The 19,060-nt window shown below is 71.4% G+C and carries 18 protein-coding genes; 11 read left to right on the plus strand and 7 right to left on the minus strand.

What is annotated here, in order from left to right:
• Positions 1-120 precede the first annotated feature (120 nt).
• Both ACIRF9_RS28490 and xseA read right to left on the minus strand, forming a co-directional pair.
• Entirely contained in the window at positions 121-342 is a 222-nt protein-coding gene (locus ACIRF9_RS28490; RefSeq protein WP_403827811.1) for an exodeoxyribonuclease VII small subunit, read from the minus strand.
• On the minus strand, positions 326-1,561 hold the full coding sequence (gene xseA / locus ACIRF9_RS28495; protein ID WP_403827813.1) for an exodeoxyribonuclease VII large subunit: 1,236 nt from the start codon (positions 1,559-1,561) through the stop codon (positions 326-328). Before xseA ends, ACIRF9_RS28490 begins: the two co-directional genes overlap by 17 nt.
• A 148-nt stretch (positions 1,562-1,709) precedes the next feature.
• Here xseA and ACIRF9_RS28500 point away from each other — a divergent pair, with 148 nt between their 5' ends.
• On the plus strand, positions 1,710-2,738 hold the full coding sequence (locus ACIRF9_RS28500; protein ID WP_403827815.1) for a 4-hydroxy-3-methylbut-2-enyl diphosphate reductase: 1,029 nt from the start codon (positions 1,710-1,712) through the stop codon (positions 2,736-2,738).
• Positions 2,739-2,767: 29 nt separating this feature from the next.
• Positions 2,768-3,514, plus strand: coding sequence for a polyphosphate--glucose phosphotransferase (gene ppgK, locus ACIRF9_RS28505; protein WP_403827817.1), 747 nt, complete (start codon positions 2,768-2,770; stop codon positions 3,512-3,514).
• A 63-nt stretch (positions 3,515-3,577) separates the two neighbouring features.
• Here the strand turns inward: ppgK and ACIRF9_RS28510 are convergent, their stop codons facing one another.
• Positions 3,578-3,982, minus strand: coding sequence for a DUF6542 domain-containing protein (locus tag ACIRF9_RS28510; RefSeq protein WP_403827819.1), 405 nt, complete (start codon positions 3,980-3,982; stop codon positions 3,578-3,580).
• A 509-nt stretch (positions 3,983-4,491) separates the two neighbouring features.
• Here ACIRF9_RS28510 and ychF point away from each other — a divergent pair.
• Positions 4,492-5,580, plus strand: coding sequence for a redox-regulated ATPase YchF (ychF, locus tag ACIRF9_RS28515; RefSeq protein WP_403827821.1), 1,089 nt, complete (start codon positions 4,492-4,494; stop codon positions 5,578-5,580).
• 84 nt (positions 5,581-5,664) lie between these two features.
• On the opposite strand, the gene ACIRF9_RS28520 is transcribed toward ychF, so the two are convergent.
• Entirely contained in the window at positions 5,665-5,928 is a 264-nt protein-coding gene (locus tag ACIRF9_RS28520) for a type II toxin-antitoxin system RelE/ParE family toxin (protein ID WP_403827823.1), read from the minus strand.
• Positions 5,921-6,190, minus strand: a complete 270-nt coding sequence (locus ACIRF9_RS28525) for a type II toxin-antitoxin system Phd/YefM family antitoxin (RefSeq protein ID WP_403827825.1) — start codon at positions 6,188-6,190, stop codon at positions 5,921-5,923. Before ACIRF9_RS28525 ends, ACIRF9_RS28520 begins: the two co-directional genes overlap by 8 nt.
• Before the next feature lie 4 nt (positions 6,191-6,194).
• On the opposite strand from ACIRF9_RS28525, the gene ACIRF9_RS28530 reads away from it, so the two are divergent.
• Positions 6,195-8,210, plus strand: coding sequence for a Pls/PosA family non-ribosomal peptide synthetase (locus ACIRF9_RS28530; RefSeq protein ID WP_403828237.1), 2,016 nt, complete (start codon positions 6,195-6,197; stop codon positions 8,208-8,210).
• 74 nt (positions 8,211-8,284) lie between these two features.
• Here the strand turns inward: ACIRF9_RS28530 and ACIRF9_RS28535 are convergent, their stop codons facing one another.
• Positions 8,285-9,001: an AAA family ATPase gene (locus tag ACIRF9_RS28535; protein WP_403827827.1), complete on the minus strand. Its 717-nt coding sequence runs from the start codon at positions 8,999-9,001 to the stop codon at positions 8,285-8,287.
• Positions 9,002-9,131: 130 nt separating this feature from the next.
• Here ACIRF9_RS28535 and ACIRF9_RS28540 point away from each other — a divergent pair, with 130 nt between their 5' ends.
• The 7 genes from ACIRF9_RS28540 (at position 9,132) to ACIRF9_RS28570 (ending at position 18,186) form a co-directional block, all read left to right on the plus strand.
• Positions 9,132-11,363: a DEAD/DEAH box helicase gene (locus tag ACIRF9_RS28540; RefSeq protein WP_403827829.1), complete on the plus strand. Its 2,232-nt coding sequence runs from the start codon at positions 9,132-9,134 to the stop codon at positions 11,361-11,363.
• A 184-nt stretch (positions 11,364-11,547) separates the two neighbouring features.
• Positions 11,548-12,777, plus strand: a complete 1,230-nt coding sequence (locus ACIRF9_RS28545; RefSeq protein ID WP_403827831.1) for a DUF4190 domain-containing protein — start codon at positions 11,548-11,550, stop codon at positions 12,775-12,777.
• 147 nt (positions 12,778-12,924) lie between these two features.
• A complete protein-coding gene (locus ACIRF9_RS28550) occupies positions 12,925-13,677 on the plus strand; it encodes a GntR family transcriptional regulator (RefSeq protein ID WP_403827833.1) in 753 nt (250 codons plus the stop codon).
• Between the two features lie 436 nt (positions 13,678-14,113).
• On the plus strand, positions 14,114-14,323 hold the full coding sequence (locus tag ACIRF9_RS28555) for an SPOR domain-containing protein (protein WP_403827835.1): 210 nt from the start codon (positions 14,114-14,116) through the stop codon (positions 14,321-14,323).
• 30 nt (positions 14,324-14,353) lie between these two features.
• Entirely contained in the window at positions 14,354-14,764 is a 411-nt protein-coding gene (locus ACIRF9_RS28560; protein WP_403827837.1) for a (deoxy)nucleoside triphosphate pyrophosphohydrolase, read from the plus strand.
• An 83-nt stretch (positions 14,765-14,847) separates the two neighbouring features.
• Positions 14,848-15,276, plus strand: coding sequence for an ATP-binding protein (locus ACIRF9_RS28565; protein WP_403827839.1), 429 nt, complete (start codon positions 14,848-14,850; stop codon positions 15,274-15,276).
• Between the two features lie 249 nt (positions 15,277-15,525).
• On the plus strand, positions 15,526-18,186 hold the full coding sequence (locus ACIRF9_RS28570; protein WP_403827841.1) for a SpoIIE family protein phosphatase: 2,661 nt from the start codon (positions 15,526-15,528) through the stop codon (positions 18,184-18,186).
• 14 nt (positions 18,187-18,200) lie between these two features.
• Here ACIRF9_RS28570 and ACIRF9_RS28575 read toward each other — a convergent pair whose 3' ends face one another.
• On the minus strand, positions 18,201-19,052 hold the full coding sequence (locus tag ACIRF9_RS28575; protein ID WP_403827843.1) for an immunity 49 family protein: 852 nt from the start codon (positions 19,050-19,052) through the stop codon (positions 18,201-18,203).
• Between the last annotated feature and the right edge of the window lie 8 nt (positions 19,053-19,060).

The following is a 19,060-nucleotide window of genomic DNA, read 5'->3' on the forward strand; positions in this document are numbered from 1 at the left end:
GTGCGCGTCCGGATCCGGGGCGCCGGACCGGCTGACAGACACGAAGGTACGCCAGGGAAGTTCAAGGTTCAACAAAACTCCGATCATGGTGACCGGCCTCACAGGCGCCACCCGGCGCGCCTACTTGTCCCCCTCGTCCTCCTCCTCGGCCAGCGCCGCGTCCAGCCGCGCCCGCGCGCCCTCCAGCCAGCGCCGGCACACCTTGGCCAGCTCCTCCCCGCGCTCCCACAGAGCCAGGGACTCCTCCAGCGTCGTACCCCCCGCCTCCAGGCGCCGTACGACCTCGATCAGCTCGTCGCGCGCCTGCTCGTACCCGAGGGTTTCCTCAGCCTTGCTCGTCATGCACCCCGTCCTGGTTGTCGACTCGAACAGTGAACTCGCCCGCGGCGACCCGCGCCCGCAGTGCCTCCTCGGGCGCCACCTCGCCCGGATCCCGCACCACATGCCCATCGGCCTTCTGCAGCACCGCGTACCCCCGCTTCAGCGTCGCGGCCGGCGAGAGGGCCACCACGCGTGCGTGCGTATGCGTCAGCTCGGAGTCGGCGCGGTCGAGCAGATGCCCCAGGCACCGCCGGGAACGGTCGGTGAGCGAGGCGACATGATCGGCCCGCTCGTCGATCATCCGGTGCGGATCCTGCAGCGCGGGCCGCGCGAGCGCGTGCGCGAGCCCGCGCTCCTCGCGCTCCATGAGCGCCTCCACACACCGCCGCGCCCGGCCGCGCAGCATCCGCACCCGCTCCAGCTCCTCCCCGACGTCCGGCACGACCTTCTTGGCGGCGTCGGTGGGCGTGGAGGCACGCAGGTCGGCGACGTGGTCGAGGAGCGGGTTGTCCGGCTCGTGCCCGATGGCCGAGACCACGGGCGTACGACACGCGGCCACCGCCCGCACCAGCTGCTCGTCGGAGAACGGCAGCAGATCCTCCACGCTGCCACCCCCACGGGCGACGATGATCACGTCGACGTCCTCGATCGCGTCCAGCTCCTTCACGGCCTGGACGACCTGCGACACCGCGTGCACCCCCTGCACCGCGACATTGCGCACCTCGAAGCGGACCGCGGGCCACCGGTGCCGGGCGTTCTCCAGCACATCCCGCTCCGCGGCGGACGCCCGCCCGCACACCAGCCCGATGAGCTGCGGCAGAAAGGGCAGCGGCTTCTTCCGCTCGGCCGCGAACAGTCCCTCCGCCGCCAGCGACTTCTTCAGCTGCTCCAGCCGCGCCAGCAGCTCTCCGACCCCCACGGGCCGTATCTCCACGGCCCGCAGCGACAGCTGCCCCCGCGGCGCGTACCACTCCGGCTTCGCGTGGACGACGACCCGGGCGCCCTCCCCGACGACGTCCGCGACGGCGTCGAACACCTGCCGGTAGCAGGTCACGCTCACCGAGATGTCGTGCGACGGATCCCGCAGCGTCAGGAACACGACGCCCGCACCCGGGCGCCGCGACAACTGGGTGATCTGCCCCTCGACCCACACCGCGCCGAGCCGCTCGATCCATCCCCCGATGAGCCGCGACACCTCACCGACGGGCAGCGGGGCGTCCGCGGACGTGTTCACAGCCATGCGCCCGAGAGTAACGGCCAGGACTGACAACGCAGGGTCAGAAGATCAGCCTGTCCGGCGATTGAGGACGAGGCCCGTTCAGGGCCGAAGCGGGGGTCTGGGGGCGGCAGCCCCCACGTCGCCAACGGTGGCCGTACCCGGCCTTACGATGGGACACATGACTGCTTCGCCAGCCCGCCGCCGTGTCCTGCTCGCCGCTCCCCGGGGCTACTGCGCGGGTGTGGACCGCGCCGTCATCGCCGTCGAGAAGGCCCTGGAGCAGTACGGGGCCCCGGTCTACGTCCGGCACGAGATCGTCCACAACAAGTACGTCGTGCAGACCCTGGAGAAGAAGGGCGCCATCTTCGTCGAACGGACGGAGGAGGTCCCGCCGGGCAACATCGTGATGTTCTCGGCGCACGGCGTCGCGCCGGTGGTGCACGAGGAGGCCGCGCGCGGGCAGCTCGCCACGATCGACGCGACCTGCCCCCTGGTCACCAAGGTCCACAAGGAAGCGGTCCGTTTCGCGGGCGAGGACTACGACATCCTGCTGATCGGACACGAGGGTCACGAGGAGGTCATCGGCACCTCCGGCGAGGCCCCCGACCACATCCAGCTCGTCGACGGCCCCGGCGACGTCGCCAAGGTCGAGGTCCGCGACCCGTCCAAGGTCGTCTGGCTCTCCCAGACCACCCTCTCCGTCGACGAGACGATGGAGACGGTCGACGCGCTGAAGGAGAAGTTCCCGCAGCTCATCTCCCCGCCCAGCGACGACATCTGCTACGCCACGCAGAACCGTCAGCTCGCGGTGAAGCAGATGGGCGCCGAGGCCGAGCTGGTGATCGTCGTCGGTTCGCGCAACTCCTCCAACTCCAAGCGGCTCGTCGAGGTCGCCAAGCTCGCCGGTGCGCGTGAGTCGTACCTGGTGGACTTCGCGAGCGAGATCGACGAGGCCTGGCTGGAGGGCGTGAGCACGGTCGGCGTCACCTCCGGCGCCTCCGTCCCCGAGGTCCTCGTCGAGGAGGTCCTCGCCTGGCTCGCCGAGCGCGACTACGAGGACGTCGAGCTGGTCAAGGCCGCCGACGAGCACATCACCTTCTCGCTGCCCAAGGAACTCCGCCGGGACCTGCGCGAGGAGGCGGCGGCGCTGGTCGCGTCGCGCGGTGGAAGCGGGGCCGCGGGCGCCTCGGGTGAGTGACTGTCAGTCGTCCGACGTAACGTAGGGCCATGCAGATCTTCGGCGTGGACATCGGTGGATCCGGGATCAAGGGCGCCCCTGTGGACCTGGACAAGGGCGACCTGGCTCAGGAGCGCCTGAAAGTGCTCACCCCGCATCCGGCGACGCCTGATGCGGTGGCCGACGGCGTGAAGGAGGTCGTCGAGCACTTCGGCTGGACCGGGCCGGTCGGCCTCACCTTCCCCGGCGTGGTCACCGGCGGGTCCACCATCCGCACGGCGGCCAACGTCGACAAGGGCTGGATCGACACGGACGCGCGCGCGTTGTTCAGTGAGCGGCTGGGCGGGCTGCCGGTGACGGTGGTCAACGACGCGGACGCGGCGGGCGTCGCCGAGGCGGCCTTCGGCGCCGGGCGCGGCCGCAAGGGCACGGTCATCCTGCTGACCTTCGGCACGGGCATCGGCAGCGCCGTCTTCGTCGACGGCGTCCTCGTCCCCAACACCGAGCTCGGCCACCTCGAGCTGAACGGCCACGACGCCGAGAAGCGCGCCTCCAGCAAGGCGAAGGAGGACCACGAGCTGACCTGGGAGCACTGGGCACGCCGCGTCACGAAGTACCTCGCGCACGTGGAGATGCTGTTCTCGCCCGAGCTGTTCATCATCGGCGGCGGGGTCAGCCGTAAGTCCGAGAAGTTCCTGCACCTCATCGAGGGCATCAAGGCGGAGATCGTCCCGGCGCAGCTCCAGAACAACGCGGGGATCGTGGGGGCGGCGATGCGGGCGACCGAACGGGGCTGAGCGGGCTGGGAGCGCGGTGCGCCCCTGGGATCCCGCCGGGGGCGATGAGGTCCCTGAGGTTCCCTAGGGGCGCGGGCCGCCCCGGCTCGCTGTCCGGCGGCGGGCGGCCGCGGCCCGCCGTACCCCGCGCACGAGGATGGTCACGGCCGCGACGAGCGTCCCGCCGTACAGCCAGTCGGCCTGCGTGGCCAGCGCCGTGACCAGCTCCATCAGCTGTGCCCCCGTCCCACCCGCGCCGCCGGTCAGGGGCAGGAGGCCCAGGGCGTAGGCGATCGGCACGACCACGGGCGCCGACACCAGATCGCCCTGGCGCACCCACAGGGCGGTCAGTACACACACCGGCACGAACAACACGCCGTACACCGTCAGCGAGCCCCCGAACAGCAACTCGTCCACACCCCCGAGCGCGAACATCACCACCGCACTGAACAGCCCGCTCCCGAGCCCCGTCAGCCGAGGATTCGGCATCCGCCGGACAGCCTGCGCAGCGGGCTTCGAGGACCGGGGCGGCTCCGCGGAGCGGGACGCCCCCGAGCGCAGTGGTGATCGGGTCGGACGAGGCGGCTCCGAAGGGCGGGGAGGCACCGATGGCCGGCGTCCCCGGACGTCCCGGACCTGCTTCCTCTTCCCGCCCGGTTCCCGGGACCGGGCCGGCTGGATGCCCGCTGCGGGGGTGTTGCCTCGGGTGGGCTGGGGTGGGAGGGGTGGTGGTGAAGGTGGGTCCCGGTGCTTGGAGTGCTGTGGGGGTCGCGTCCTGTCTTGCTCCACCGCACCAACCTAGGTCGGTTCATGTGGCGAATCGGGTGTCGGACACGCCGAAGGACGGGCCTTGTCCCTGCGTCGTCCCCGCGTTCGACAGGCCCGCCGGGCCGGTGCCGGGCACGCCGTAAACTGGTGGATCGGTCGGCCCTCTGGCCCCCAGGCCCACTCACCGCGGGAACCGGCCCCCTGGCCCTCTGACTACGGGAAGTCGCAACGTGTCGCTCACGATCGGAATCGTCGGTCTGCCGAATGTCGGCAAGTCGACCCTGTTCAACGCCCTGACCAAGAACGACGTGCTGGCGGCCAACTACCCGTTCGCCACGATCGAGCCGAACGTCGGTGTCGTCGGTGTCCCGGACGCGCGCCTGACCAAGCTGGCCGAGATCTTCGGCTCCCAGCGCATCCTCCCCGCGACCGTCGACTTCGTCGACATCGCCGGTATCGTGCGCGGCGCCTCCGAGGGCGAGGGCCTGGGCAACAAGTTCCTGGCGAACATCCGTGAGTCCGACGCGATCTGCCAGGTCATCCGCGCCTTCAAGGACGAGAACGTCGTCCACGTCGACGGCAAGGTCTCGCCCAAGGACGACATCGAGACGATCAACACCGAGCTGATCCTCGCGGACCTCCAGACGATCGAGAAGGTCCTGCCCCGCCTCCAGAAGGAGTCGCGGATCAAGAAGGACGTCGCGCCGAAGGTCAAGTCCGTCGAGGAGGCCAAGGAGATCCTGGAGAAGGGCGACACCCTCTTCTCGCAGGGCATCGTCCAGGGCAGCGAGCGCGCCGAGCTCCTGCACGACCTGCACCTCCTCACCACCAAGCCCTTCCTCTACGTCTTCAACGTCGACGAGGACGAGCTGATGGACGACTCCTTCAAGGACGAGCAGCGCGCCCTGGTCGCCCCGGCCGAGGCGATCTTCCTCAACGCCAAGCTGGAGGCGGACCTCGCCGAGCTCGACGAGGAGGACGCGATGGAGCTGCTGGAGTCGGTGGGCGCCGAGGAGCCCGGCCTCGCCACCCTGGCCCGCGTCGGCTTCGACACCCTCGGCCTGCAGACCTACCTCACGGCCGGCCCCAAGGAATCCCGCGCCTGGACGATCAAGAAGGGCGCCACCGCTCCCGAGGCCGCCGGCGTCATCCACACCGACTTCCAGAAGGGCTTCATCAAGGCGGAGGTCATCTCCTTCGCCGACCTGGTGGAGACCGGCTCGGTCGCCGAGGCCCGCGCGAAGGGCAAGGCCCGTATGGAGGGCAAGGAGTACGTCATGCAGGACGGCGACGTCGTGGAGTTCCGCTTCAACGTCTGATCGGATGTGGACAAACGGCCTGACCTGCGAGAAAGCAGGTCAGGCCGTTGTACGGTCCGCAGCTGTCCGCAGAACCTGGCGCGGCTACGTGTCGTAGACCGTGGAGCGGTGTCCGACGTGTACGACCCACACCACCAGCTCCCCGTTGTCGATCGTGTAGACGACACGGTAGTCGCCGACCCGAAGGCGGCGGCGCTCAGGCTGGGATACGAGTGCGGTGGTGTTGAAGCCGAAGGGGTCGCTCTCCAGCTCTGTAAGTTTGGCCAGGATGCGAAGCGCGATGTCCCGCGGGATTTTGGGCAGCTCGGCCTGGGCCTCGGGCCGGAACACCGTGCGGTAGTCACTCACTGCGTGCCAGCGTCTCCCTCATCACGTCCTCGATCGGGACGCCGACGGCCGGGTTCGCCATGCGCTCGTCGATGATGCGGTTGATCTCGCGCTCCTCCCACTCCTGGTACTTGCGCAGCACGTCGATCGAGACCACGGCGGCGACCTGCTTGCCGCGACGGGTGATGACAGTGGGCACGTCGTCACGGTCGGCACGTTCGACGACTTCGGCCAAGTGAGCGCGTACGTCGCGGATGGACTCTATGGGCAGCGACTGAGTCACCGCGCTGGACAATCTCCTCGGTCCGCGGCCCTGGACCCCACGGAGCTCATGGTGGCTGATCGCCGCGGGCTGGCTGGCGCTGTTCAGCGCCCCCGGCCGCGTCGTGATCGGGGCGGCCGTCGGCCGATTGCTCACCGCCGGGTTCCGACCCGGTAGGCACCCCCGTGGCGGCTCGGTGCACCTGCGGCTGTGGGCGGCTGAACGCATGGGGACCGTACTCGGTATGGCCTCACTGCTCGGCAATCACTGGGCTGCCCGCTACGCCAAGGCGTTGGGCTGCGCGGTGGGGCAGAGCGTGGATCTGCACGCCATGCCGCCGGTGACCGGGATGGCCCGTTTCGGCTCCGGATGTGTTCTGGAGCCCGAGGCGGACGCGGCCGGCTGGTGGCTGGACGGCGATGTGCTCCAGCTGGGCCGGGTCGAGATCGGGGACGGCGCCCGAGTGGGTGCCCGCAGCATGCTGATGCCCGGTGCCAAGGTGGGCAGCGGAGCGGATGTCGCACCCGGCAGCTGTGTGGAGGGCGAAGTGCCCGCGGACGAGCGGTGGTACGGCTCACCGGCACGGCGGATGTCCGGTGCCCCGCGCGCGGGCCACGACTGGCCGCGGCCGGTCCGGCGACGCTCGCGGCGCTGGGAACTGGCCTACAGCGCGGCCTTGTCGGCCCTGGGGCTGCTGCCACTGGCGGCCTCCCTGCCGGCGCTGCTGGTCCTGAACCGTTTCGTGGGCGACGAACATGGCCTCGGCGCCGTCATGCTCGACCTGCTGTTGCTGACCCCGCTGCTCGTCCCGCTGGCGGTGGGCTGCTATGCGACGCTGACCGTGGTGCTGGTGCGGCTCGCGGGCCGAGCTCTGACTCCCGGGTTCCATCCCACGTGTGGCAGGGTCACCTGGTGCGCCTGGCTGGTCTCACGGCTCATGGGTCTGGCCCGGACCACGCTCTTCCCTTTCTACGCGGGCCTGCTGACGCCGTTGTGGCTGCGACTGCTCGGGGCCGGCGTCGGGCGGCGGGCGGAGGTCTCCACCGTGCTGGGGCTGCCGGCACTGATGCGGGTGGGCGACCAGGCGTTCCTCGCCGATGACACCCTGGTGGCGCCGTTCGAGCTGCGGGGCGGCTGGCTCCGGCTGGACTCTTCCTGCGTCGGGCGGCGTGCTTTCGTCGGCAACTCCGGGATCGTGAGACCGGGCCGGGAGCTTCCCCAAGGCGCCCTGGTCGGGGTGCTCTCAGATGTCCCCGCGCATGCCGAACCCGGATCGTCCTGGCTGGGCAGACCAGGCTTCTCGGTGCCCCGGGTACGGGAGAAGGGGGATCCTGGACGGACCTGGGCGCCGCCGCGGAGACTGGTGCTCGCCCGGGCAGCCGTGGAGGCGTGCCGGCTTGTACCGGTCATGGGTACGGCCTTCATCGGCAGCCTGGCCGCATTAGCACTCCAGGTGCTCGCCGTACGCTACGGGCTGCTGGTGGCCGCGGCCCTGGCGGGAGTGGTGCTGCTGTGCGCGGGCATACTCGCCTGTCTGGCCACCACCGCGGCGAAATGGCTTGTGGTGGGGCGGTTCAGGCCAGGCCGCCACCCACTGTGGAGTTCCTTCGTCTGGCGGAACGAGCTCTATGACGCCTTTGTCGAGGAACTGGCCATACCCTGGCTCGGCCGACTGCTGCTCGGTACGCCGTTCCTCAACCTGTGGCTGCGCTCGCTCGGCGCCCGGATCGGCCGCGGCGTGTGGTGCGAGACCCACTGGCTGCCCGAGGCCGACCTGGTCCGTATCGGGGATGGAGCCTCGGTCAACCGCGGTTGCGTGGTGCAGACGCACGTCTTCCACGACCGGGTGTTGCAGCTGGACCAGATCCGACTGGACGCGGGAGCCACGCTGGGGCCGCACTCCATCGCGTTGCCCGGTGCCTCACTGGCGGCCGGCACGGTGGTGGGGCCCGCGTCCCTGGTGATGCGCGGGGAGCGAGTACCGGCCAGGACCCGGTGGTCGGGGAACCCGATCGCTCCGAGCACGACGGCGAGTTCTTGACCGAGATCCACGAGATCTACGCGACGTTCCACGACGGGGCCGGGCTCTCGAGAGTCCGGCCTTCGTCAGTGGCGTCAGTCCAGGATGTGGCGCAGGTAGGACAGGGGGTCGTCGAGGTAGCGGCGCCAGTGGTCGACCAGGGCGAGGTCGGACCAGGCCGTCCGGCGCATGCCGTGGTCGCCGACCTCGATGATGTCCGCGCCGGGCAGGGCGGTCAGCAGCGGTGAGTGGGTGGCGCAGACGACCTGGCCGCCGCGTCGGGTCAACTGGTCGATGTGGCCGAGCAGTTCCAGGCAGGAGGTGAAGGACAGCGCTGCCTCGGGCTCGTCCATCACGTACAGGCCGGGCTGGAGGAACTTCCCCCGGAACGCGGCGAGGAAGCCTTCGCCGTGACTGGCCGACTCCGGTGCGAAGCCTTCTCGGTCCAGCGCGTCGAGTGCCGTCTCCGCCCGCAGGAAGAAGCCCTTGCGGGCGGCCCAGTTGCCCAGCATCGACCGTCCGCGCGGCGCCGCGTCGAAGCGGATCCGCTGGCCCAGGACCGACTTGGGCCGGTGACTGGCGTAGCGCCAGTCGTGCGAGCCGCCCCAGGAGTCCAGCCCGAACCCCTCGGCGAGCGCCTCGACCAGCGTCGACTTGCCCGAGCCGTTCTCCCCGACCACATAGGTCACCGGTGCGGTGAACCGCAGTCCGTCCGCCACGAGCTCGCGCACACAGGGCACGGACCAGGGCCACTCACCCGCGTCGAGCTCGCCGTGCGGGGCGACATGGGCGTACGCGCGTTCGATGATCACGTACTGAGCCTCCCATGCCGGACGCCGACCGTCCGTCCACCTCCCGCCGTGTCACACCGTTGACGGTGGTGGGTGGGAGCATGGAGCGCGAGGGGTGAGCCGGGAGCCCGGTGCAGCGGGGGGAGGCGTCATGGGGCGGGTCGACGAGGCGGAAGTCGTCGGCAGCCATGCCCCGCCGCCGTACGAGGCCGCCCCCGCCGTCGGCCGGCGGGCGCGCGAGCTGTACGGGGCCGGGGCGCGGCTTTACGACGCCGCCCGCACCCTGCGTGCCGACCACACCCGCGCCCTGGAGGCGGTGCGAGTCGCGCACGCGCCGCTGCGGGACGCCCTCGTCGCCGAGGAGCTCCGCTCCCTCCCCCTGGCCCGGCTGAAGGACGTCACCGAGGGCCGGCTGCGGCTCGCGGCGGTCGAGGCGGCCGGGTTCGACTCGGTGGGCGCGGTGCACGAGGCGAGCCGGCACGCGCTCCGGCAGATCCCCGGCGTCGGGCAGCAGACCGCCGACCAGGCCCTGGCCGCCGCCGGGCAACTCGCCCGCGCGGTCGGGGAGACCGTTTCCGTACGGATCGACGTCGACGCCCCCGAGCCCCGCACCACCGCCCTGGTCACCGCGCTGTACCGGCTCGTCGAGGCCGGCCCCGACCTGCCCCGCGCCGTCGCCGCCGCCGAGCGGTACGAGACCCGGCTCGCCGAGCTGCTGCCCGCGCTGCGCCCGGCGACCAGCCGGCTGCGGCTGGCGCTGGCGGGCAAGAGCCGCCGGGAGGCCGCCCGCGCGGCCGCCACGGAGCTGCGCGAGCTGACCGCCGAGGCGACGGCGACGGACGCCGCCCTGCGGCTGGCGCAGGCCACCGCGGACCTGCTCCGCGAACCGGCCTCCGAGGTCGAGCCCTGGGTCGACTTCGAGGTGCGCTCCGCCGAGTACTACAGCCTGCTCGCGGAGATCTGCGCGCTCCCCGCGGACGTGGCGGCTTCCGAGGGGTTCGTACCGTCGGAGGTCGCCGAGCGGGTGCGCGCACAGCCGCTGGACGACACCCATCGCCGGGTCTCCCTGCGCGGCTACCAGGCGTTCGGCGCCCGGTTCGCGCTCGCCCAGCGGCGGGTGGTGATCGGTGACGAGATGGGGCTCGGCAAGACCGTCCAGGCCATCGCCGTGCTCGCCCATCTCGCGGCGGAGGGGCACGCCCACTTCCTGGTGGTCTGCCCGGCCGGCGTCCTCATCAACTGGACCCGGGAGATCCGCGCCCGCAGCGCGCTCAGGGCGATTCCGGTGCACGGCCCGGACCGGCGGGACGCCCACGCGGAGTGGCGTGAGCGCGGCGGCGTCGCCGTCACCACGTTCGACGTGCTGCACACCCTGCCCGCACCGCAACCGGCCACGGCCCCGGGGCTGTTGGTCGTCGACGAGGCCCACTACGTCAAGAACCCCGCCACCCGCCGCGCCCGCTCGGTCGCCGCGTGGACCGGCGCCTGCGACCGCGTCCTCTTCCTCACCGGTACGCCGATGGAGAACCGCGTCGAGGAGTTCCGCACCCTCGTCCGCCACCTCCGGCCCGAGCTGCTCCCGGAGATACGCGACAGCGACGCGGCCGCCGGACCGCACGTCTTCCGCAAGGCCGTCGCCCCCGCCTACCTGCGGCGCAACCAGCAGGACGTCCTCAGCGAACTGCCCGCGCTGATCCAGGTCGACGAATGGGAGGAGTTCAGCGTCGCCGACCAGGACGCCTACCGGGCGGCCGTCGCCGGGGGGAACTTCATGGCGATGCGCCGGGCCGCCTACGCCGATCCGGAGAAGTCCGCGAAGCTCCAGCGGCTGCGCGAGCTGGTCGCGGAGGCGGCGGCGAACGGCCTGAAGGTGGTGGTGTTCTCCTTCTTCCGCAGCGTTCTGGAGACCGTCCGACAGGCGCTCGGGGACGGCGTGTTCGGCCCGATCTCGGGTTCCGTGCCCGCGGCCCGCCGACAGCGGCTCGTCGACGACTTCACGGCCGCCGACGGGCACGCGGTGCTGCTCTGCCAGATCGAGGCGGGCGGCGTCGGGCTCAACCTCCAGGCAGCCTCCGTGGTCGTCCTGTGCGAGCCGCAGATCAAGCCGACCCTGGAGCACCAGGCGGTGGCGCGCGCGCACCGTATGGGCCAGGTCCGCGCGGTCCAGGTGCACCGCCTGCTGGTCACCGACAGCGTGGACGACCGGCTGCTGCGCATCCTCGAGAACAAACAGCGTCTGTTCGACGCCTACGCCCGCCGCAGCGACACCGCCGAGGCCACCCCCGACGCGGTCGACGTCTCCGACGACGGCCTGGCCCGCCGCATCGTGGAGGAGGAACAGCGCAGACTGAGGGGCGAGGCGTCCCCCTCCGGTTCCGTGTAGGCCTCCTCGCGCCGCAACCCCCGTGCGGCGTCGGCGGCTTCCCCCCGCGGACACCCCGAGCTCCTCACACGCTTACGATGCGCCCAGTCACGTCAGTCGCATGCCAGTTCTGTGCCACTGTCACACCCCCCTGCCACACTGCCCGCACCCCGCCTGACCCGTCCGAACCAGGAGCACGGTACTCGTGTCCATACCCCCGCCCCCAGGGCCCCAGCAGCCCCAGGACCCGTACCAGCCTCCACAGCCGCAGGGCCCGTATCCGCACCCCCAGGGACCGCAAGGGCCGCAAGGGCCGCAAGGGCCGTACCCCCACGGCCCTTACGGTGCCGCCCCCTACCAGGTCTGGGGCCAGGGCTACACCCCCTTGGCCCGCCCGGCCCCGGTCAACGGCGTCGCCATCGCCGCCCTCGTGCTGGGCCTGCTGTGCTTCCTGCCGGCCGTGGGGCTGGTCCTCGGGATCATCGCGCTGGTGCAGATCAAGAAGCGGGGCGAGCGCGGCAAGGGCATGGCGATCGCGGGCGCGGTCGTGTCGTCCCTCGGACTCGCCCTGTGGGCGGTCTCGCTGTCCACGAGCGTCGCCTCCGACGTCTGGGAGGGCGTCAAGGAGGGCGCCAGGGGCAACAGCTACTCCCTCGCCAAGGGCGACTGCTTCGACGTCCCGGGCACGGGCTTCGACCAGAACGTCTACGACGTCGACATGGTGTCCTGCGCCGACGCGCACGAGGGCGAGGTCTTCGGCACCATCCCGCTGTCCGGCGGCGACTACCCGGGCGACGACTACGTCACCGACAAGGCCGAGGACGAGTGCTGGACGCTCCAGGACGCCTACGCGATGGACCCCTGGGCGCTGACCGACGAGGTCGAGGTCTACTACCTCACGCCCACCTCGGAGAGCTGGGCCTGGGGCGACCGCAGGATCACCTGCGTCTTCGCCCACACCGACGCGTCCGGCGTCCTGACCGGCTCCCTGCGCACCGACGAGTCGACGCTCGACGCCGACCAGTTGGCGTTCCTGAAGGCGATGGACGCCGTCGACGAGGTCCTCTACGAGGAGCCCGAGGAATACGCCGAGGAGGACCTGGACGCCAACAAGGACTGGGCGGCGCACGTCCGGGACGTGCTCGGCGAGCAGGCGGACGCGCTGCGCGGCCACACCTGGTCGGGCGACGCGGAGAAGTCCGTCGACGCCCTGGTGAAGGACATGCGGGACGCCCGCGCGGACTGGGCGAAGGCGGCCACGGCGGGTGACGTCGACACGTATTACCTGCACTACGACGACGGCTACGAGTACGTCGACGGCGACACCACCGTCGCGGCCCGCGAGGCTCTGGACCTGGCCACCACCCCGCCCTCGTACGACGAGGACGACTACGACACCGGGAGTGGCGGCGGGAGCGGGAGCGAAGATGTGTGATCACCCCCATAGCGGGGAGAAACTCCCTGCGTAAAGCCCTTCCGGGGCACATGTCATCACATCGAGTGATTCTCTGGCCTTTGCTTGCATGGTCGAACCCACGGTTGCGACGCTGTTGCTGTCTGTACAAGCTGATGGGAGCGGCCAGTGACATTCGGTGAGCAGCCGGCGTACCTCCGTGTCGCGGGTGATCTCCGCAAGAAGATCGTCGACGGCTCGCTGCCACCGCACACCCGCCTCCCCTCCCAGGCCAGAATCCGCGAGGAGTACGGGGTCTCCGACACCGTCGCCCTGGAGGCCCGCAAGGTGCTGATGGCCGAGGGGCTGGTCGAGGGCCGCTCCGGTTCGGGCACATATGTGCGGGAGCGGCCGGTGCCGCGCCGCATCGCCCGCTCCGGCTACCGGCCCGCGAGCGGAGCCACGCCGTTCCGGCAGGAGCAGGCCGAGGCGCACGCGCGCGGGACCTGGGAGTCCAGCAGCGAGCAGGCCGAGGCCGGCGGCGCCGTCGCCGAGCGGCTGGGCATCAAGGCCGGCGACCGCGTGATGTGCACCAAGTACGTGTTCCGGGAGGCCGGCGAGGCGATGATGCTCTCCACCTCCTGGGAGCCCCTCGCCGTCACCGGCCGTACGCCCGTCATGCTGCCCGAGGAGGGCCCGCTCGGCGGGATGGGCGTGGTCGAGCGGATGCGCGCCATCGACGTCATCGTGGACAACGTGACGGAGGAGGTCGGCGCCCGCCCCGGCCTCGCCGAGGAGTTGCTCACGCTCGGTGGAGTCCCCGGGCATGTCGTCATGGTCGTGCAGCGCACGTACTACGCCTCGGGCCGCCCCGTCGAAACGGCCGACGTGGTCATCCCGGCCGACCGCTACCGGGTGGCGTACCACCTACCGGTCAGATAGCCGCGTACCGCCCGCCGTCGGACGGCCGCGCGCCACCCGCCGACGCCCCGCGCGGCGAATGGTTGGCGGCCGTGCTGCGGCCGGTCGCCGTCCTTGCGGTAGCGCATCGAGGCGGGCGGCGCACACCCTTCCGGCAGTTGCCCCCGGAAACCGCCCGTCGGGAGCCGGTCCGCGCGCCGTCGGAATCCGGCCGTTTCCGGCCGTTCTCGCAGGTCGCCCCATATATGCCCGACACCCCGCCGACCGGACGCGTCAGCGCCCGCGTCCGGCGCGTTCGACCCCGTGCGCCCCCTGCGTCTTGGCTGGTTGCGTACCTCTTTGTGCAAAGCCGTGTTCGCTGTGTAAAGGTTAGGCGTACGCTCGGGCATATGCGGATTGCGGTTTCCTTAGAGGGTGGGGCGCGGGGCGGGCCGCGCCGGGGAAGCGGAGGGGCGCGATGAACGAGGGCACCATCTCTCTGCCCTGGCTCGTCATACGGCAGGACGACAACGGCAATCGCTACCGCGTGGGCCGGTACGCCACCCGGGCGGAGGCCCAGAAGATCGCGGACAGCCTCGACAGCCGTGGCCACAAGCAGCTCTACTGGGTCGAGCGCATCGGCCAGAACCAGGGCCAGGCCCAGAGCGGAGAAGGCACCCGGAACTGACGCCCACCGACGTCCCGTAGGCTCCGGCGCATGACCGAACGGATCGTGGTGGTCGGAGCCGCGCTTCTCGACGACGGCCGACTGCTCGCCGCGCGTCGCAGCGCACCTCCCGAGCACGCCGGCCGCTGGGAGCTGCCCGGCGGCAAGGTCGAGCCCGGCGAGCGGCCCGAGGCGGCCCTCGTCCGTGAACTGCGCGAGGAACTCGGCGTGGAGGCCGAGGTCGTCGAGCGCGTCCCGGGGGAGTGGCCCCTGAGGCCGCCCTACGTCCTCCAGGTGTGGACCGCCCGGCTGCGCCCCGGCTCGGCGGCCCCCGTCCCCCTGGAGGACCACGACGAGCTGCGCTGGCTCACCGCCGGTGAGATCTGGGACGTGAACTGGCTCGACCAGGACGTCCCCGCCGTACGCGAAACGCTCACCCGGCTCGGCACCGGGGCGCGCTGACACGAGCCTTCCGCACGCCTCCGCGCGGTACTGGCTCCCGGATATCGGGTATGGGCCCATTAACCCCACGAAACCGGACATGGGTGTACTCGCTGGTCTGGGAAGTGATCGGTGTGATCGACACCGAAGGCGACTGTGCCGAGTGGACGTTCCCGGCGGACCCCGGTGCGGTGCGGACCGCGCGTCGCGTCGTCCGGAGCCAACTGCGCGGCTGGGGCCTCGACAGTCTGGGGGACATCGCCGCTCTCCTCGTCAGCGAGCTGGTGACCAACGCGCTGCGGCACGCCACCGGCCCGATCGGGGTCCGGCTGGTGCGCCCGGCCGGTCTGGAGGGCGTCCTGCTGGTCGAGGTCTCCGACCCGCTGCCGGACCCGCCCCGCGAGCGGTCCGCCCGGCCCGAGGACGAGAGCGGCCGCGGACTGCAGCTCGTGGCGTCGTCCTCCCGCCGCTGGGGCACCCGGCCGGACGAGAGCGGCAAGACGGTCTGGTTCGAACTCGCGGTACCCGGTTGACCCGGTGTACAGCGGGCGTTCCGCCGTCACCCGTCCGGTGCCGGTCGGCGACCGGTCCCGGAAGGTGTGGTTCGACCGTGTGCTCGCTGGTTAGAAGACTGGAAGTGTTGTCGCGGAACGGTCCAAAAAACGCCTGGACCGTGCTGTGATCGTGAACACCGTGTCGTGCGGCGCCGTAGTGCTGGATACTGCGGGCAGCCGCCGCCGGTGACCGGTGCCGGGCGCGGTGAGCTGGAGGGGACGGTTCGCGTGAGCGAGATACCAGCGAAGGCCACGGAGTCCGAGGACCCGTCGGGCGGCGCGAGGGCCAGGATCGCGGGTGCGCTCGCGTCGGACGCGGCGAAGGCCCGGGGCACCGCGCACGACGGTCTCGCGGACGGCGAGGGGACAGCCGAGGACGCCATGTGGCAGAGCAGTCCGCCCGGCTCCATCTACGACTACATCAAGGTCGCCTCGTTCTCGATCGGCCCCGACGGGCTCGTCGACCAGTGGAGTCTGCGCGCCGAGCAGATTTTCGGCATCCCCGCAGACCGGGCGGTCGGCATGGACCCCATCGAGGCGTTCATCGACCCGGACCTGCGCGAGCGCGGCCAGCGCAAGATGGCCGAGATCCTCGACGGGCGGGAGTGGACCGGCGTGGTCCCCTTCCGGATGCCGGACCCGGTGCCCGGCGGCGGGCGCGGCGAGAGGGGCCTCGCCGAGGTGTACGTCATGCCGACGCGCAGCCTCGAGGGCGAGAACGCGGCCGTGTGCATCGTCGTCGACGTCCGCACCCTGCGCAGCATCGAGACCGACCTCGCCGCCTCGCAGGCGATTTTCGGTCAATCGCCGTTCGGCTTCCTGCTGATCGACCCCGACCTGCGGGTCCGCCGCGCCAACGAGCGGTTCGCCTCCGTCTTCGGCGGCACCCCCGACGACCACCGCGGCAAGGGCGTCCACGACTACCTGCCCCGGCCCGAGGCCGACCGGGTCAGCGCTACCCTGCGCCGGGTCCTGGAGACCGGCGACTCCATCACGGACATGCACGTCACCGGCTTCGTACCGGGCTCCGACGAACGCCGGCACTGGTCCATCAACCTCTACCGCGTGCACAGCGGCACCGGCCGCCCCATCGGCATCGCCTGGCTCGGCACCGACATCACCGCCCGTCGCGCCGCCGCCCGCGAGGCCGCCGCCGCACGGCGCAATCTCGCCCTGCTGAACGAGGCGGGCGCCCGCATAGGGAACTCCCTCGACCTGGAGACGACCGCGCGCGAACTCCTCGACGTCGTCGTGCCCGGCTTCTGCGACCTCGCCACCGTCGACCTCTACCAGGGGCTCCTCGCGGGCGACGAGACCCCGCCCGGCCTGGCCGACGGCAGCGCCGAACTGCGCAGGGTCGCCTTCTCCTCCGCCGTCTCCGACGCCCCCTACTCGGCCACCGGTGCCCCCGTCGCGGTCGGCGCCGTCCACCACTTCCCGTTCAACTCGCCCTGCGCGGATGCCCTGCGCACGGCCCGCCCCCAGTCCATCCCCGGCGAGGAGGGCGGCCTCGTGCAGTCCACGCTCGCCATCCCGATGGTCGCCCACGACACCGTCGTGGGCCTCGCGCAGTTCTCGCGTACGAAGGGCAGCGAGCCGTTCGGGGACCGGGACCGGGATCTGGCGGTCGAGTTGGCGGCCCGGGCGGCCGTCTGTATCGACAACGCGCGGCTGTACCGGCGGGAGCACGAGCGGGCGTTGATACTGCAACGGTCCCTGCTGCCGCCCGGCGACCCGGTCGCCTCCGGCCTGGACATCGCGTGCCGCTACCTGCCCGGCAACGCCTCCACCGACCGCCCCAGCGAGGTCGGCGGCGACTGGTTCGACGTCATCGAACTGCCCGGCCACCGCACCGCGTTGGTGGTGGGCGACGTGATGGGCCGAGGACTGCGCGCCGCGGTGGCGATGGGCGAACTCCGCACGGCTGTCCGCACCCTGGCCCTGCTCGACCTCGAACCGGCCGAAGTCCTCTCCGCGTTGGACGAGATCGCGCGCGGACTCGGCACCCCCGGCGGCGTCCAGCAGGCCACGCGCGCCGCCCGCCGCCCCCGCGAGGCCGACCTCTCCGAGGTGTACCTGGCGACCTGCGTCTACGCGGTCTACGACTCCGTCACCCGGCGGTGCACCTTCGCCAACGCGGGCCATCTGCCTCCCGTGCTGGTCGAACCCGGCGAACCGGCACTGATGCTCGACGTCCCCCCGGGCATGCCGCTCGGCGTGGGCGGGGAGCCCTTCGAGGAGGTGGAGGTCGACCTCCCCGAGGGCGCGCTGCTCGCGCTCTACACGGACGGTCTGGTCGAGTCCCGCGACCATCCCCTGGACGAGGGCCTCCAGGCCTTCGTAGGGGCGCTGACGGACCCCTCCAGCCCCCTGGAGGACGTCTGCGACCACGTCCTCAACACCCTCGACACGCATCACGGCGAGGACGACATCGCCCTGCTGATGGCACGTGTACAGGGACTGCCCGCCGACTCCGTCGGCGACTGGACCCTGCCGCGCGAGCCGCGCAGCGTGGGCCGGGCCCGGGAGTACGCGCGCGGCCGGCTTCTCTCCTGGGACCTGGAACCCCTCGTCGACACCACGGAGTTGCTGGTCAGCGAGCTGGTCACGAACGCCCTGCGGTACGGCGAGGGCGAGATCAGGCTCCGTCTGCTCCTCGATCGCACCCTGGTCTGCGAGGTCTGGGACGCCGGCCTGGTCCAGCCACGCCGCCGCCGCGCCCGCGACACCGACGAGGGCGGACGGGGTCTGCAACTGGTGGGGCTGCTCAGCGCCGCCTGGGGCTCCCGCCGTACGCCGCGCGGCAAGACGGTGTGGTTCGAACTCCCGCTGCCGGACGGCGAGACGGGGCTGACGGATCCGGCGGAGGCGTTGCTGAGCCTGTTCTGACGGTCAGGTCGGGCTCAGGTGGGGAACTCCCCGCACCAGTTGCGTCCGATGAGAACGCTGGGAAGGTACTCGGACTCGACCTCGATGGGGATGCCAATGTCGTGGGCGATGCAGGCAAGGGCGAGGGGAGCGAGGGCCACGAGACCCGAGGACTGCAAGGACCGGCTCTCCTCGCTCCAATACTCCTTGTGCCATTGGACGGCGTTGGCGAGCGCGCGGTTGAAGGCGGCCTCGTCCTCGCGGATCAGGCGGTGGAGCACCTCCATCGGCGGGTACAGCAGCTTGCCCACCGTCTCCGGGTCGGAGACGATCTCCGGGTCGGTGGCATCGACCGCGGCCACCAGCTTCGAGACGAGGTCGGGGCTGCCGAGCCAGTAGGCCTGGAGGGCTTCGACCCAGGCGTAGTGGTACGGCTCGAAATGCGAACCGTTCTCCCGCAGGAGGGAGAGGGGCACCTGGCACAGGGCGGTGATCCTGTCCCGCTCGCGGCACACCACGGCCAGATAGAAGGCACTGAGCCAGCTGCCCGGGGTCACGTACCACTGGGGGCCCGTGGCCTGCAGCGTGCGGTCCTTGTGCGCGATACGGCACTGCACATGGTCCTCGGTCGTGGTCGCGGCGGCGAACACGGCCGAGCCGACCTGCATGGCGTTCACCCACGCGTCCCAGGTGGGGAAGATCGATGCCCTGGGGTCCAGCAGCAAGCGCGACTCGGCCAGGATGAGCGAGGTGCTCAGGGCGTCACCCAGATCGGTCGAGTCCGCCTCCAGATCGTCGATCAGTTCCTGCGCGTTCTCCTGGAGCACGGCGAGGCCTTCTTCCGCGTTCTCCGTGGGATAGGGGCTGCGGGGAATGATCGAGACCAACGCGTTTC

It is taken from the genome of Streptomyces sp. NPDC096132 (assembly GCF_044763345.1).
GTDB lineage: Bacteria > Actinomycetota > Actinomycetes > Streptomycetales > Streptomycetaceae > Streptomyces.